At 58.4% G+C, this 14,416-nt stretch carries 15 protein-coding genes and 1 pseudogene; 10 read left to right on the forward strand and 6 right to left on the reverse strand.

Annotated features, from left to right (window positions below; all coding sequences use genetic code 11):
• The first annotated feature begins 5 nt into the window (after positions 1-5).
• The 3 genes from PPGU16_RS41445 to PPGU16_RS41455 all read left to right on the forward strand — a co-directional run bounded on the left by PPGU16_RS41445 (position 6) and on the right by PPGU16_RS41455 (position 2,134).
• The gene (locus PPGU16_RS41445; protein ID WP_180727380.1) at positions 6-617 is read left to right on the forward strand and encodes an ATP phosphoribosyltransferase regulatory subunit; all 612 of its coding nucleotides are present in this window, start codon (positions 6-8) and stop codon (positions 615-617) included.
• A 307-nt stretch (positions 618-924) separates the two neighbouring features.
• Positions 925-1,464, forward strand: coding sequence for a hypothetical protein (locus PPGU16_RS41450; RefSeq protein ID WP_180727381.1), 540 nt, complete (start codon positions 925-927; stop codon positions 1,462-1,464).
• Positions 1,465-1,597: 133 nt separating this feature from the next.
• On the forward strand, positions 1,598-2,134 hold the full coding sequence (locus PPGU16_RS41455; RefSeq protein ID WP_180727382.1) for a GNAT family N-acetyltransferase: 537 nt from the start codon (positions 1,598-1,600) through the stop codon (positions 2,132-2,134).
• On the opposite strand, the gene PPGU16_RS41460 is transcribed toward PPGU16_RS41455, so the two are convergent.
• Positions 2,117-2,365, reverse strand: a complete 249-nt coding sequence (locus PPGU16_RS41460; RefSeq protein ID WP_180727383.1) for a hypothetical protein — start codon at positions 2,363-2,365, stop codon at positions 2,117-2,119. The two genes, PPGU16_RS41455 and PPGU16_RS41460, sit on opposite strands and share 18 nt — an antisense overlap.
• On the opposite strand from PPGU16_RS41460, the gene PPGU16_RS43260 reads away from it, so the two are divergent.
• Positions 2,315-2,647, forward strand: coding sequence for a VOC family protein (locus PPGU16_RS43260; RefSeq protein WP_345961208.1), 333 nt, complete (start codon positions 2,315-2,317; stop codon positions 2,645-2,647). The two genes, PPGU16_RS41460 and PPGU16_RS43260, sit on opposite strands and share 51 nt — an antisense overlap.
• A gap of 220 nt (positions 2,648-2,867) precedes the next feature.
• Positions 2,868-3,370, forward strand: a pseudogene (locus PPGU16_RS41465) (GNAT family N-acetyltransferase).
• Between the two features lie 123 nt (positions 3,371-3,493).
• Here the strand turns inward: PPGU16_RS41465 and PPGU16_RS41470 are convergent.
• Positions 3,494-4,495: a hypothetical protein gene (locus PPGU16_RS41470; protein ID WP_180727384.1), complete on the reverse strand. Its 1,002-nt coding sequence runs from the start codon at positions 4,493-4,495 to the stop codon at positions 3,494-3,496.
• A gap of 298 nt (positions 4,496-4,793) precedes the next feature.
• Between PPGU16_RS41470 and PPGU16_RS41475 the strand changes: the two genes are divergently transcribed.
• Both PPGU16_RS41475 and PPGU16_RS41480 read left to right on the forward strand, forming a co-directional pair.
• Positions 4,794-5,105 carry a hypothetical protein gene (locus tag PPGU16_RS41475; RefSeq protein ID WP_180727385.1) on the forward strand — a complete coding sequence of 104 codons (312 nt, stop codon included), beginning with the start codon at positions 4,794-4,796 and terminating at the stop codon, positions 5,103-5,105.
• A 148-nt stretch (positions 5,106-5,253) separates the two neighbouring features.
• A complete protein-coding gene (locus tag PPGU16_RS41480; RefSeq protein WP_180727386.1) occupies positions 5,254-5,466 on the forward strand; it encodes a hypothetical protein in 213 nt (70 codons plus the stop codon).
• 854 nt (positions 5,467-6,320) lie between these two features.
• Here PPGU16_RS41480 and PPGU16_RS41485 read toward each other — a convergent pair.
• From PPGU16_RS41485 to PPGU16_RS41500, 4 genes are read right to left on the reverse strand one after another with little or no spacing between them, the layout of a single operon-like run.
• Positions 6,321-8,237, reverse strand: coding sequence for a site-specific integrase (locus tag PPGU16_RS41485; RefSeq protein WP_180727387.1), 1,917 nt, complete (start codon positions 8,235-8,237; stop codon positions 6,321-6,323).
• 9 nt (positions 8,238-8,246) lie between these two features.
• Positions 8,247-9,989, reverse strand: a complete 1,743-nt coding sequence (locus PPGU16_RS41490) for a hypothetical protein (protein WP_180727388.1) — start codon at positions 9,987-9,989, stop codon at positions 8,247-8,249.
• Between the two features lie 2 nt (positions 9,990-9,991).
• Positions 9,992-11,176, reverse strand: a complete 1,185-nt coding sequence (locus PPGU16_RS41495) for a tyrosine-type recombinase/integrase (protein WP_180727389.1) — start codon at positions 11,174-11,176, stop codon at positions 9,992-9,994.
• A complete protein-coding gene (locus PPGU16_RS41500) occupies positions 11,157-11,402 on the reverse strand; it encodes a hypothetical protein (protein WP_345961200.1) in 246 nt (81 codons plus the stop codon). The genes PPGU16_RS41495 and PPGU16_RS41500 overlap by 20 nt, the downstream gene beginning before the upstream one ends.
• A gap of 236 nt (positions 11,403-11,638) precedes the next feature.
• On the opposite strand from PPGU16_RS41500, the gene PPGU16_RS41505 reads away from it, so the two are divergent.
• The 3 genes from PPGU16_RS41505 (at position 11,639) to PPGU16_RS41515 (ending at position 14,381) form a co-directional block, all read left to right on the forward strand.
• Positions 11,639-12,031, forward strand: a complete 393-nt coding sequence (locus PPGU16_RS41505) for a hypothetical protein (RefSeq protein WP_180727391.1) — start codon at positions 11,639-11,641, stop codon at positions 12,029-12,031.
• Between the two features lie 96 nt (positions 12,032-12,127).
• Entirely contained in the window at positions 12,128-12,478 is a 351-nt protein-coding gene (locus PPGU16_RS41510; protein ID WP_180727237.1) for a hypothetical protein, read from the forward strand.
• A 220-nt stretch (positions 12,479-12,698) separates the two neighbouring features.
• The gene (locus PPGU16_RS41515; protein ID WP_180727392.1) at positions 12,699-14,381 is read left to right on the forward strand and encodes a PRTRC system ParB family protein; all 1,683 of its coding nucleotides are present in this window, start codon (positions 12,699-12,701) and stop codon (positions 14,379-14,381) included.
• The last annotated feature ends 35 nt before the right edge of the window (positions 14,382-14,416 follow it).

The raw sequence follows: 14,416 nt of genomic DNA on the forward strand, positions 1-14,416 counted from the left end.
CATCGTTGGCAAGGAAGCCGCACAAATTCGCGCTCTGGAAACCCAATTCCGGAGCTATCTTCATTAACGTTGGAGCAGAGGAGGCGATTGTCCCCGCGCTGTGGTCGCAAGATACATTCATTCAAAAAGCCGGCGGCAGCGAGATCATCGACCAGATGTGGGCCTTTCCCGATAAGAAGGGACGCGCTTGCTGCCTGATTCCTGAGGCAACGGCACTGTTTCAGGAGCGATGCAGTGAGCTGCTGGGCCGACAACGGGAGCGGATGTTGTTTTATATCGCGCGATGCTATCGCTACGAACGACCTCAAGCCGGCCGCTACCGCGAATTCTCCCAGCTTGGATTTGAGTATTTATGCCCCAACCCAGAATTCGCGGTCAAGCGCAGCCAGGAGGTTGCGATCGGCTTCTTCGAATCACTCGGCCTTCGCTATGAAATCGACAATTCGGCCAGCAGAGGCCTCAGCTATTATCTGAACGGTCAGGGCTTCGAAATGCGCTGTACCGAACTCGGAGCACAACAGCAAGTAGTAGGTGGCGGCGCCTATCAAGAGGGAGCCGGTTTCGGCATCGGCGCTGAACGCCTGCTGTTAGCGATGACCGCCCAAGGGCTTGTATAGCGAACTCCAATGCCGACGCGACTTGCGGCTTGAGAGAGTCGCAAGCTCCATATCGCCCGTTACACGTAGCCAAGCGATGGCGCGAACGTCCGCTTTCCGCAGTCTCGACTGTCCCTTGTGGGTCGTCTTATGCCGATTGCATGACGCAGACGCCTGGAACGATTGCAGCGCGTGGTCGTGGGACGCAGTGCGGCCACTTTCGGACGTCGGACGTTGATCCCTAGATTGCTGACAATTGCAGAGTGGCTGGACTCAAAGTCTGCTCTTGGGTGCCGTTATCAACGTAAACAGCCTTGACATCCACTGGATGGATCAGTCAGTCGCAATCAACAATTCCAAAACAATGAAGCTTCCAATCGTTTGCGTGCTTTCGACCCTTCTCGTCGCTGGATGCCAGACTGTCAGCCGACCAATTCGTGGCCAAGATCCGCTATCAGCCATTCCCGCCGACCCGCATCAGATAACTTCTCCACATTGGGTTACTGCGGACAATGCGAAACCCAACCCTTATTTGCCGAAAGAGATGGCTGGCGATGCTTGGATGATCGATGTCAGCTCGATCAGATCCGAATATGGTTGGATATGGGTGTGGGAGCGATTCATCCCGTCACCCGGAATGGCAGCTGCTATTGGCATACAGGTTGCCGACACGTATCGGGGATTTAATTGTGAGACGCGGGAGACAACAGAACGGCTCCATCGCTATCGGAAAATTGACGGAACCCTTATCAGAGAAGGTGAAGCAAATGGAGATTGGGATTTGCACAAGACGCCGGCGGGGACGGCAGGTCCGAAGTCAAGGGAAATCGATATCGTGTGTCAACGTCAGCAACGATCTCCGACGTAACTAGTGAGCGCCTGTCATTTCCGAGTCGACCCGAGCTAGCCGCATCAGACACGAGTCGGCCAACAGCGGCCATCGGGCTCGCGGCCAAAATCGGCGACAATCCAGCTCATGTCAACCATTCAAGGCGCCGAGGATGCTAAAGATCGTTTCTCTAACGCCTGCCGACTTCACGCGTTGGGCAGAACATCTGAACAGGCAGATTGCGGAATCGGGGCGCTGTGGACGCCCGTTCTTCTCGCCGATGGAAGGCGTTGACTTCGCGTCAACGGAGCGTCGCGCTCGCTTCGAAAAAGGTTTGGCAACCCCTTTGCCTCAGCCAACGTGGATGAAAGTGTGGGCGGCGGAAAGTCCCGATTCACGCTTCGTCGCACATCTTGACCTGACCGGCTCCAGCATACCGTCAGAGAAACATCGAGCCAGTCTCGGCATCGGCGTCGAGGAGAGCTTTTATCGGAGAGGCTTGGGGCGGCGGTTGATGCAGGGAGCCATAGAATTCGCTGCGCGTAACAACATCGAATGGATAGATCTATCTGTCTTCAGCGACAACAATGCTGCGATCGGCCTCTATCGATCCTTGGGCTTTGAAGAAGTTGGACGACGCAATGACAGGTTTCGTCTTTCCGGGCGCTCAGTTGACGACCTCACGATGACGTTACGAATCAAGGACTAGCCAGCGGACCGCCGTCAGCCAGATCCGGTCACGTTTTAACGCCTGCCAATCGGCGAACAACATTCCGTTCGGTTTAGCTCGCCATAGAGATATTTGAACACCGTTGACAATGGTTTCCACAATATGCGGATGCATATCAGAATCGCCCGGCCCGTTAGTAATCTTGTCCGCGCTGAACGCATGTACTGCGCAGCGTTCAACTTGGCCGTGCTGGCAAACTTTCAGAATCATCAAGGGTTCGACGGAGTGATGCTTGGACGTCCCGGTATGGACTATCACTTTGAGTTCACCCACTGCGCCGAACATCCAGTGGTGCCGAGCCCAACGAACGAGGACTTGCTGGTGTTCTACATTCCAGATCGACAAGAGTGGCAGCTAACATGTGATCGCATTGTCGACAATGGATTTGTGCACGTGCCGTCGCTTAATCCTTATTGGGAGGTGTCGGGCCGGACGTTCGAGGATCCCGACGGCTACCGAGTCGTCTTGCAAAATGCGGCGTGGAGACCGTAACGGACGCACACAAGCGTCGGCTTTCGGGCGGTCCGAACGTATTTGATGGGTCGCGCGTCGTCAATCGGCACGAAGGAGCAGCGGGCCGCCGAGGCGTTTCGCATTAGACGGCAAGCGGCCAGGAGCGGATCTCCGGGATGGACGCGTGGATTGGTACCAATCGATTCGCGGCGTTATTATTGGCGGCGCCGCATGACCGTTGTCCGGAAGCCGCCCTTCCATGAACATCACCTATTGCCTTACGGCGCAGTCCAATGCCGAAACACTAGTTGCCGTTCGTATCGCCGTTATCGCCGCGATGCGTGAGAGCCTGGAGCGCATCGGTCGTTTCGACCCTCGGCGCGCGCGGGAGCGATTTCTAACGTCGTTCGATCCAGCGTTGTGTCGATTCATCGAGGTCAATAGTGTTCGCTCTGGCTTCATTCTGATTCGCCCGCAAGCAGACCACTGGTTAATCGATCACTTTTATATTTTGCCGGAGCATCAGGGAAAGGGTATCGGCGCGGCCGTCCTACGCGATGTCTTCACGAGCGCGGATGCGCGCAAGGCATGCCGGGCCGTCTCGGCGCCTTGCGCGGCAGTGATTCGAACCGCTTTTACAGACGCCACGCCTTCGTACAGACTAGTGAAGAAGAGTGGGACATCTACTATGCTCGTCAACCGGTGGAGCGAAAGGCAAGCAGCAAGGCTCCATTCATCTTCATAGGGACAGGGGTGGTTTGATCGCGCTAACGGAGCTCTCTGCAAAGCCCCTCCCCCGCACTGAGATTCCCCTTCTCGGTCGCGGCGCACCGACGAGCAGCTCGATAAAGTTGGTCTGAAATCCGACCGACAAACGCCGACGCGTTAGCCACCGCCGCCCATGCCGGCCCAGGCAAGCCTCTGCGAGCGCATCTTGATGTATTCCGGATCAGACGACAACGTCGGGGACAGTTGACTCCAGGTCAACGCGGTGGGTGGTCCAAGATAAAGGATGGCGTCAAACTGCTCCTGCATCACAGGAGAGCGGATAGGGTCGACATAGATCTCTTCGATGCCGTCGTCATGCCTGGTGAAAATGGGGTGCGGATAATATGAGCGAAAGCTCGCCTCCCCGAGCGGCGTGCCGCGAATATGCGCGAGGCTGGGAGTCGGCCAAGAGGTAACGTCGGCCTGTAGGGTTGCCAGATCAACAAATACTGGAACCCAGACAGAAAAAACTTCGATGCCCTGGCTTTGCAGCAACGAAACGATGCCATCGGGTAGTGGGTTAAATTGGTGGTTCACTAGCTCTTGGTTTTTCGCTTGCCAGTAGAGGTTCTTACGCAACAAATGCATGCCACCGTAGATGACCAACGCGCGGCGCCGTTTCGCCAGCACTTCACGTTGGATAATTCTTACTGGCCAGCTATCGCGGTCGCCAGCGGCATTCCGAGCTTCAACGAGATCCTCGGCGCTGCTGATCTTCGACCAATCGATCGGCGGATCTCCCAACAAGATTCGAATCTGACGGTCTTTCGGGAGTGAGGTATTCACTTCGCGGACTTCACGAAAAAGCCCCTCAAAGACAGGCCGATCCCACACGTCGTGGGGTTGTGTCGTGTTTTGCCATGCTTGGCGGAGTGTATCTTCGGGGACGTCTTCCCCTGCAACGAACCGGTCCATCATCTCCTGATAAAGAGAATTGCCACTTTCAACCACGATGTCGTTCACCATGTGAGCAAATCGGGCGTCCCGGATCAGCGAAATCCGAAACGCATAAGCTTGTTCACATCCGTGACCGCCATCGCAAATCGCGACAACGTCGTGGGATGCAAAAGCTTCAAGGACACCGGTGATTGGATCGATAGGACTTGCAGCTGTTGTCATCGTGCGAGCTCCATTGTCTGGTGGCCAATATACAATCCTTGACGACCAAGTCAATTTTCGAAGATCAGACAGACGGTAGTCTTCTACGTGCTTCGTCTTTGAATGTCCGCTTCGTAGAAAGCTGATCGCCCGTTGTGGGTCGCCTGTCGTCGATCAGAACCAACGGACGGGAAGCCGACGATGCGTTTTGCATGAGGCAGTGCGCGGCCACGAACGGTCGGTCGTCGCCGACGCCTAGATCGTGGACAATTTCCGTGTCCGTCTCTTGATGAGCGAGTGGTGAGATAAGGGAAAGCTGATGGGACACAAGTTGGCCGATGATGAACTGGAACTGTACCGACGAGTGGACGAAGTTCTGTTCTATGTTTGGGACCCGATTGGTGTCGCGAACAGCCCGACGGCACGCGAGGAATATTATGGGTACCTCCCCATCGCTTTCTCAATGCTGCAGGATGAGGGAGCGAATGCGTCGATAATCGCGGCATACCTTGACACCATCGCGAGCGAGCGAATGGGGCTGGATGCGAATCCTGAACATTCCAACTGCGTCGCCCAGTTGCTGCTCGACTGGAAAACCGAAGTCCGAACAATTTTTGCACGGCCGAAGTGAGCTCCCGGACCAACTCAAGCCCTCAGCGTCAATGAGACTCAGCTTCCACAAACGGCCTAAACGGTCACTCGACGTCAGTATCTGAATCGGTGACAATCGGGTCGCAGGCTTACGCTACGCATGACTTGGAACGGTGCAAGATCGATAAATGGCTACGAACCGTACAAAAACTCGGCTGGCTGGCGAGCTCAATCGCTTCGTGCAGCAGTACGCGCGCAAGGCTCAGGCCTCAGAGCCAAACGACCGGCAATACGATCGCAAGCTCGAAAGGAAAATGAAGCGCCTCTCCCCGTCCAAGCTATCCGCCCTTCTGTCTCAAGAAGACCAAGAGTTGGATGAGCCGGGGCATGAGAAAGGGTGAGAACGGCCACAACCGGTCGATCGACATCGATGCACGAATAGTCAACAATTCAGGTTACCCCGGCATTCGACAATTACAAGGGAGTTGGTCAATCTATCGATATGCAAAGCGAAAAACAGAGGATCGTTCAGCGTTTCGTAAAGGGATATCTATCGCTACTCGCGATGATGCTGTTTATTTTGACCGTATCGTTGGTCAAGGGCGCGGGCTGGAAAGTTCTTCTGGTTGGTGCGCCTCTCTTTGTTACGCTGTTTATCGGTATAACGTATCAACTAGCCAAAGAAGTGCGCACGCTCAAGCGACAGAATTCAGTGCTTCCGAAGTAGCCGATCTGTACGCGCGATTCCTTCGTCCAGCGTCCGCTTTGGAGATGCCTGAAGGTCGCCTACGGGTCGATCAGGGACGCTCGCGGCGCACGCCCCGAGCGCCTGCCGTACGAGAAATCCCCTTATTGAATGCACCCCTACTCACGCCGCGGGACTATTCTTGGCTTGACTCCACGGCGCAGGTTAGAAAGTTCTCGTTCCCGCCGCCGCAGCATTGAACTCGCCTCCTGCCAGGCGGCGAAATAGTGATCCACAAGCGCCGCGAGTTTGCGCACCTGCGATTGCAACCTCTCGTTCTCGCTGCGAAGCTGTTGTAAAGTCTGGCGTGGATTTGCCCGACGTTGATGCAGCCGACGCTGAAGTAAGTGAAGCTCACCCAGGACGTCGACGTGGTATCGGTAAAGCGCGTTACGCGAGACCCCCGCAAGCTCGCAAAGCGCTGTAGCGGTTGGCACCCCTGCACCCTCGAGCGACGCTAGTTCTTGCAGTGCCCGTCGAAGGCGCTGTGCGGCCGTTGCGGCTGCAGGCTCAGCGTTTGCGCTTGGCATCCTTGACCTCCTTGGGAGCGTCGATCGCACGGACGAGCGAGCGTGCCTCTTCCATCCGTTCGCGGACGACGTGCAGCGTCTGTCGGGGCAATGCGACTTCGTTGAGGAGCTCTTCATGCCGGTGAACCTGTTCGACCCAGTAGGACCGATGCTGATCTGAAACCGCGAAGTTCTTGCAGCGCGCGCAGGTCGATGGCTCTCTGCGCGCGGGGTTGGGGCCGATGGCATTGCCCAGGCAGGCGCTGTGATCCTCACGATAGACGCAGTAGCCCCAGTCACATATTCCGAGAGCGAGACCAGCGTCCACCAGCAAGCGGGCGTAGCTTTTAACGTCCTGCTTGATTCGAGTGCCCCGAAAACGTGGCCGCTTGGCCGTGATCTCAACTCCGGCGCGCCCACCCAGACCCGGCGTGACAAGCATGTGTTCCCACGCCGCGACCGACTGCTCAAGGATCTCAGATTCGATCTCCCGGTTGAGGTGATAGTCGGTGCCTGCATAACCGCTGTCGGTGACAGCGCGCTCGCGGTGTCCGAGATGTTGAGCGAGCGCGAGCAATGCTGATCCATCGCGCAATGCGGCGAATCGTGCAAAGGTCTTGCGGCCTTGATGTGTGGTCAGTAACCAGGCTTTGCCCTCATGCTTTGGCAACATGAGTCGCGCCGCGAAGCGCTGCAGCAGCGAGACTATTCGGGTAGACGAGATGATCTTCAGTGATCCGGGGCACGACAATTGCCATTCGGTGGCACCCGCTGCCTTGCTGCGGCGGAGCCACAGCTTTGGGCTTCCTGTCTGCGCGCGATGTCCTTCCGACAAGGCTTCGAGAACGGCGATGGTGGCGACAACGGGGGGTGGTGCGACCCACTCGTGCGGCCGCCCGTTGTACCCGGCCTCGCCCTTGAAGACGGAGCCGACGATCACAGTGATCTCTTCGTCGACCGCACTGCCGACGCGCCGACGTTGCACGCACCCAGCCTCAAGGTGCAGGATCTCGCTCGCCCGGGGCCCAACCAGGTAGGAAATCACAACAAAGCACGCCGCGTAAAGCGCGTCGATTGACCGCCTGAGGTCGTAGACAGACAGAATCGGGCCCTGCTGACCAGGAACCTCAATGCACGCATCTCGCAACGCGCGAGTCGCCGCAACCGTGCAGGTGTCGAGCTCATAGCCGCGCCGATTGGATGCGGACATGGCCTGCGTATAGACGTCCCTGGCTTGCAGGATGAGCGCTGAGCCGCTGGCTACCAGATCAATGGCGCCTTGGATTAGCGGCACTGCCACGACCTCAGGGGTATACGGCCAGTGACGGCCGGTGGTCCCACGCATGCCCATGACGGTGCGCAGATCACGGCCTGGGAAGGGGTCGATTTGCAAACCGTCGTCAAGCTGATCACGAAAACGGTGCAGGTACGAGAGTGCGTCGAGATAGCTCCGGACCGTGGAAGGAGCAAGCGCGTTCCGCTGAACCCCCGGCCGCTGCACGATCGAGCGTTGAAACTGCCACAGCGCTGTTGCGTCGAGATCGGCGAAGCGCTTGTAGCCGGTCTGTTCCATCCAACGCACAAGTGTCCGCAAGCGCATGAAAAGGGCGAAGGTTGTCGTTGCGCGCTGTGTCAGGCCAGTTCCCAGCGAGCGACTGCGGATGATTGCGACGACCTGCTTGCAGCAGTGTAGTAGCTGCGCAAATTGAGGCTCCACAAAGAGCGCGCCGCTCGGAAGCTTGAAGCGCCAGTCGATGCGCACTGGCCTGCGTTCTTCGAGGGCACTCGTCGGTTTGAAGACCCAGACCGGAGCGCGCCAAAGCGAATCAAGAAACCACGGCCGATCATCGTGTGCAAGTGCCTCAGCTTGAATCGCCGGGATCGGGCTGCCGTTCTGAAGGTCTTCCGTAGGACGCATTGGGGAACCTCAACGAAGATCCGGCAGCGGGGGCAACTGCGCCACCAGGGAGTGCGCTGCCGCCAGTTCCGCAGCCGAAAAGCGAGGGAGGATGTCCTCTTCGAGAATCTGCAACTGCGGTGCGTAGATGGACTGCCAGCGCGCCGGATGCAGCACCGCAGAAGCAGCCCGGATGTGATCGCGTGCCTGAATCAGCCGGGCCAGCGTCGATGGATCAGGCGTGATGATGGCATTCGGACAAGTAAAGCAGCCCATGAAGTTAGTGCAAAGTTCGCCGGGGCGGGTTCCCGCAGCGACTCCGGCGAAGGGATCCGTGCAGTTGAAGCCGAACATCGACACCACCTCGCCGGTCGGTACGCTCGATTTATTGCACGCTGGCTTCGACGAGACGCGTTCAGACGCGCTGTTCGAGCGGACTTGCACGATATGGCCGATGAACGCTTGCTGCAAGGCGGCGATGCGGATGCGGTGCTGTGCCTCGACCTCCGGTGTCTGGACGTAGCGAACGGTAGTCGAAAGGTGTGCGTGGTTGGCAATGGCTTTGACGCGGCGCAGATCGCCTGAAACGCGGTAGAAACTTGCGAGGACGCCGGGACGGATCGATACAAGCGTGAAGATCGGCAGGCGATGCCGCTCGCAGAAAGGCTTGATCATCTTCTTGACGGCGTCACTGGTGAGGGCCATCACTCCGTAGTGGCCCTGGTATAGAAACAGACGATCGCGCATGCAAATCGGCGCCAAGGGCCGCAGTCGGTCGTTCCAAGAAAGTATCTCCTTGACAAGCGCAGGCGGACCGAAGGGATCAGCATTATCGAAAGTTAGCCGTTGGGTGCTGTTAGCACGCGGTTTGAACCAAACGAGCGCCTGACGATCTTCGAGCAACGGCAGGGACTGCAAGCAGTTGCGGCCGAGTTCGGCGATGGGCTCGGGGTTGCCGGCCGCGTGGACCATGATGGCCAAGTAATACGGCAACAGGGACTCCGCACGCGGATAGAGGTATGGCTCAACTTGTCTGCGGCCGCCGAGTCGGTACAGAGCGCTTCGAAGTGCGTATTGACCGGGGCGTCTCAGATCATGCGTGTGGGGCAAGACGCCGCATCGGTCAATGTGATCGAGAAGCCAGCCGAGCGTTCCTGGTTCGCCGGCATTGGCAATGCGCTGCGCCGCGGCGGCCTCACGGTCGGCACGTATGCGCGCGATGTCTGTCTCGCAGGCCCGCAGCAACACTCGTAGTTCAGTTGCACGCATCTTGGTCGACGGTTGAGCATCGCGGTTTCGCCACGGGAAAGGGTTGAAGGGATACTCAATGCATGCGATGACGCCGGGCCTGTAGCGCTCGAGCCACTGCAGCATCTTGCGCAGCGTGAGGTAGGTGCCTGCCCGGGTGCCCTTGGTCCACGGTTGCCCGTCTGGTCCGCGCTGGGCGTTCAACCACTCGATATAACGCAGCAACATGCCGCTGTGAATGTCAGCCAGGCCAGTGACGGCGGCGGATTCGCGGACAAACCTAGCGAAAACTTTTATGTGGTGCCAATGCGTCGAGAAGTCATGTCGAGCCATAGCGCCGAAGTGGCACCAGAAGGCCTCGGCGAGGGCCCGAGCGACGTCGACGGGAAGACCGAGCGAACCAAAGTCAACGACAGTTCGGCGCACGAGACGAGGTGCGTCGTAAGAAATGGGTGACCCACCGACATCAATGACTTCTGCATCGTTTGCGAACTTCCTGGGTATCGATTGGCGAGTGGAGGCCATGGTCATCGCGCACCGGACAACAGTGTCTCCAGAACCTGCTTGAACGCGAACGCTTCTACGGCGATGGCGCGCAGGTAGCGGTCTGTCGTCTCGATGTGCTCGTGCCCCAAGAGCACCTTGACGATCATCAGCGGGTTGATTGCGGCGCCCTCACTGGCCAGCCGTTGGAGCCGCGCCAACAGTATGCACGCGAAGGTTGCTCGCAACAGGTGCGTGGTCGCCCTAAATCCGCAAACTTGTCCAGTGCGGCTGATGACACGCTGGTAAGCGTTCTTGCCAACAGGGGAGCCACGTGAGTTGACGAAAAGCGCTAAGGTCTCAGCGGCGCGTCCTCTGCGGCGTGCGCGCAACAACCAGGCTTGTCGAAGCCCGGACAGGTAGGCTTCCGTCTCATCAAGCAAGCATGCGGGCGCAAGCACATAGCTTGGCTTGCGTCCCTTACGTGTTACTTCGATCCTGTACAGCGACGCTGACGATGACGAGCAATTCGTGACGTCATGGACGCGTAGGCTTAACAGTTCGCTGATGCGTAGCCCCGTGAAAAGTTGCCAACGCCCCATAAGGTCGTAAGGTGGCGGCAACCTGGCCAGAAGTTCGACCGCCTGCTCGGACGTAAGCGGCCGCGGCAGGGACTCAAACTGCCGCAGTATGAAAAAGCTGCGCTCAGGCGCCTGAGCTGAGTAAGTTCTGACTGATCGCGTCGGCCTCGTCAATCTGGAAGTGAGAGGGGCGTCAACCAAAATTGAAGCCTGAAGCCAACTCGTTCCTACAGCCCATTTATAGAACCGTAGCACACCGCGTACACGATGGTTGATCGTCGAAATGCGATATGGTTTGCCTGTGTGGGTACTCGGCTGCGTCAACATGCGGTTGCGATAGGCCACCAAGTCGGCTACGTCAGCGTCGTCCCACGGAATGTTGTTCTGTTCAAGCGTCTCGAACCAGTCGTAGAGTATCTCCGCGTAGGTTCTGAGTGTATCGGCCGTGTGCGCCTGTCGCACGGAGTGGTCATGAAGGAAGGCAACCGCCGGCTCGATCAACAGTCCCTGCGCCGTGAACAGAAGTGGAAAACCTTCGGGCCTTGGTTCGCGCAAAGTCATTGTTAGCGCCTGAGTGGCTGCTGGACGCAGACGGTCGATGACTTCAGAGGGCGTTGGCAACGCCGCCTTACGAATGATTCGGACCATGTTGGCCCTCATTGGCGGCAAGGTGTGTGACCGCATCGACGAACGATAGGCCCAGCAGATGCATGGCCAGATCGATCGATCCGCCTCCACCGATCTGTGCTCGTGTGTCGTACCACTTGCTCCCCGTGATGAGGATCTCGAATTCACCGCGCAATGTCTTTACATGCCAGCGTCGGCTGTGCTTGTCCTTCAACGGCAGGTACGTGGTGTCGGTCTTGGCGTGCACGGAAAGGAACTCCAACGCAACGCTTAAAGGCATCGCGCGAAGTCGTGTCAACGTCGCCGCATCGAATGACCTGCGCACCACCATTGCTAGACTCCCCTTAGGATTGCCGCAGGGAAAGGCGGCAATCCCAAGCTACTCGCCTCTGAAAGAGGCATGGGCTGCTCGGGCAGTGCTCAGTGTTCAGCAAATCGCCAGATCACGCAATCCTGTTGACACGTGCGAATTCAACCTAACAGTTGTCGCTGCTGCACGTTCCCGCAACGGTTGTGCACGGCAACGCGCTGTCGATGGAGGTGTGGGGCACCTGGTACACGCCGGCGCACATTCTTGGCGGCTGGACGTTCAAGCTACGGCGCCGACTCGAGGCGGATCTGTTTCGTGAAGCGGTCGCGTTGGAACAGCAGCCTGTCGTTGATGTGGCTGAAACGCCCGATGTCGTGGAGGAAGTCGCAGTCGCAGCGGAGATCGAAACTGCTGACGTGGAGGTGTTGGAACGCGGAACGTCGCGGACCACGCCAGAACCGTTAGGTCGCGGTGCCTCGCTGGCTGAGCTTTTCGAGCAGTCGCTCGCAAGCGGTGCACGAGAACGCACCGTGTTCGATACGATCGACCAGCTAACGCTTTTCTAAACCGGCGCCTTCCCGATAACGGCAGGCCGCCCTTTGTTGATCCCAACGGGAGCCTGCTCCCGTTGGGGGCAGACTCCCACCTTGGAGAATTTGCCGATGCAACCTCACCCTTCCGAAAGCAACACCTGTCTATGCTCGCAGACCGATAACGGCACTCAAGCCAGCGCGCGAGCGGAGCACGAGTTCAAAAACTTCCATCGACTGCTTTGCGAACGTTTCGGCTATGTCCATGACGACCGGGATTGGAAGCGCGATCAGGCGTCCCTCATTGAATGGATCGCTAATCACGCAACCGGTACAACACCTGTCATCGATGCATTGGCGTTCGTATTGAATGTGCTGGAAGCGCCGGCCGACCAGCGCGAAGTCTCGGTAGCGATGCCGCTTGCGAAGATGATCGCACGTCTCGTCCTCGAACAGCGTCAGCGCGATAGCGTCGCACCGTAACGCGACCTTTGAACCAAGGCCCACCATCGCGGTGGGCCTTTTTTCTTAGCGGCATAGATTTGTGCAGCTTTTCGGGGGATCGCCTTATCTCGGAGGCGTATCTTTAATGAATCAACCGCGTCTCTGACGCATCGAACCGCCGGCCCGCCCGGCATCCATCTTTGACCCCATCGGGAACCACTCCCGACAGGGGGCAGGTTCCCTCCTTGGAGAACCTGCAATGCAACAACAACTTACTGCTCCCCTCAAGCGCATCAAGCTTGGCCGCAACCCCCGTACGTACTTCGATCCGAAGGCGATGGCGGAACTGACCGAGTCGATTCGCGCGCACGGCGTCGATACGCCGATCATCGTCCGCCCGGTAACGGAGGACGATTTCGACTACGAGGTGATCGCAGGCGGCCGCCGCTATCGCGGTGCCATGGACGCTCACGGTGAAGATTTCCCGATGCCCATCGTTGTAAAGGACGTCGACGAAGTCGAAGCGCGCCGTATCGCGCTCACCGAAAACATCCAGCGCGATAACCTGTCCCCCGCCGAAGAAGCTCGCGACGCTGCAGAGCTGCTCGGGTTACACGGTGGCGATCGCGATGTGACGGCCAAGATCCTTGGCTGGTCGCGCGCAACGCTGGACAGTCGTCTCGCGCTGCTGAACTGTTCGACGGCGGTGCTCGATGCGTTGAGCGAGCGCAAGATCAACATCGCTCACGCCGAACTGCTGGCTGCGCTCTCGAAAGAGAATCAGGACAAGGTGCTGCCCGTGGTCGTTGCGGAAAAGCGGTCGGCCGCCGACGTGCGCAAGCTGGTGGAATCGGCTTCGTGTGCGCTGGCTTCGGCCATCTTCGACAAGGCGGATTGCGCGGGTTGCCCGCACAACTCGTCGACGCAGGCGCAGATGTTTGGCGAAGCGATCGGAACGGGCAACTGTACGAACCGCACCTGCTTCAACGAGAAAACGGAGAAGCAGCTTGAAGCGACAGCCACAGGCCTGCGCGATGAGTTCCAGACCGTTCGTATCGTACGGGCCGGGGACAACAACACGCGCGTGCAGCTGGCCGTCGACGGGCCGAAGGGCGTTGGCCTTGAACAGGCGCAAGCCTGTCATGCCTGCACGAACTATGGCGCGGCAGTAAGTGGCCTGCCGGATTCGATCGGCAAGGTCTATCGCGGTCAGTGCTTCGACACCGTCTGCAACATGAAAAAGGTGGCGGCTCGCATCCAGGCTGACAAGGCTGCTTCGCAGCCACAGAAGACTGATGGTGCAAAGTCCACGCCAGCGGCGAAGAGCGCGACCGGGGCCGGCAGCAAGGCCGCCAGTGCTCCAGCGTCGACGAATCCCTCGGTCACGGTCGTCGCCGAGTCCGAGCGGGTGAAGGCGTATCGCGTGAAGCTGTGGCGCAAGGCGCTGCGTGTGGACATCGGCATGAATCACGAACTGGCTCGCCAGTATCTGATTGCAATCGTGCTGAGCGGTCATGCCCGTCAGATTGATGATGGCGCGTTCCGCAAGTTCTTCGAGCGGATCGCTGAAAGCGAAGCACCGTTGGCCAATCTGCCGAAGGCTGTCGACGCCGTGCAAGCGACGGACGAAAGCAAACAGGCGGACCTGATGATTGCGATGCTGTTCGCCGCGATCGAAGGTCTGGAGGTGACCAACCTGACCCAGTTGTGCAAGTCGCACAAGCTGGATCTGAGGAAGCACTGGAAGCTCGACAAGGAGCTTCTGGATCTGATCACGAAGTCCGAAATGATGGTACTCGCCGAGGAGCTTGGCATTCGTGCCGCGCTTGGCGACACCTTCAAGAAAGTCTTCGCGAAATCGAAGCCGGAAGTCATTGAGGCGCTGCTCACGGTCGAAGGTTTCGACTACACGGGCAAGTTGCCGAAGGTGCTGAAGTTCTGAAATCGCGGGGCGCGATCTGCGCCCCGTACCTCTCT

The sequence above is a fragment of the Paraburkholderia largidicola genome, from assembly GCF_013426895.1.
GTDB lineage: Bacteria > Pseudomonadota > Gammaproteobacteria > Burkholderiales > Burkholderiaceae > Paraburkholderia > Paraburkholderia largidicola.

Excerpts from the sequence above, each read along its gene's own strand:
- PPGU16_RS41450 (WP_180727381.1), top strand. The coding sequence starts at position 925 with ATGGATCAGTCAGTCGCAATCAACAATTCCAAAACAATGAAGCTTCCA.
- PPGU16_RS41455 (WP_180727382.1), top strand. The coding sequence starts at position 1,598 with ATGCTAAAGATCGTTTCTCTAACGCCTGCCGACTTCACGCGTTGGGCA.
- PPGU16_RS43260 (WP_345961208.1), top strand. The coding sequence starts at position 2,315 with ATGTACTGCGCAGCGTTCAACTTGGCCGTGCTGGCAAACTTTCAGAAT.
- PPGU16_RS41460 (WP_180727383.1), bottom strand. The coding sequence starts at position 2,365 with ATGATTCTGAAAGTTTGCCAGCACGGCCAAGTTGAACGCTGCGCAGTA.
- PPGU16_RS41470 (WP_180727384.1), bottom strand. The coding sequence starts at position 4,495 with ATGACAACAGCTGCAAGTCCTATCGATCCAATCACCGGTGTCCTTGAA.
- PPGU16_RS41475 (WP_180727385.1), top strand. The coding sequence starts at position 4,794 with ATGGGACACAAGTTGGCCGATGATGAACTGGAACTGTACCGACGAGTG.
- PPGU16_RS41480 (WP_180727386.1), top strand. The coding sequence starts at position 5,254 with ATGGCTACGAACCGTACAAAAACTCGGCTGGCTGGCGAGCTCAATCGC.
- PPGU16_RS41485 (WP_180727387.1), bottom strand. The coding sequence starts at position 8,237 with ATGCGTCCTACGGAAGACCTTCAGAACGGCAGCCCGATCCCGGCGATT.
- PPGU16_RS41490 (WP_180727388.1), bottom strand. The coding sequence starts at position 9,989 with ATGGCCTCCACTCGCCAATCGATACCCAGGAAGTTCGCAAACGATGCA.
- PPGU16_RS41495 (WP_180727389.1), bottom strand. The coding sequence starts at position 11,176 with ATGGTCCGAATCATTCGTAAGGCGGCGTTGCCAACGCCCTCTGAAGTC.
- PPGU16_RS41510 (WP_180727237.1), top strand. The coding sequence starts at position 12,128 with ATGCAACCTCACCCTTCCGAAAGCAACACCTGTCTATGCTCGCAGACC.
- PPGU16_RS41515 (WP_180727392.1), top strand. The coding sequence starts at position 12,699 with ATGCAACAACAACTTACTGCTCCCCTCAAGCGCATCAAGCTTGGCCGC.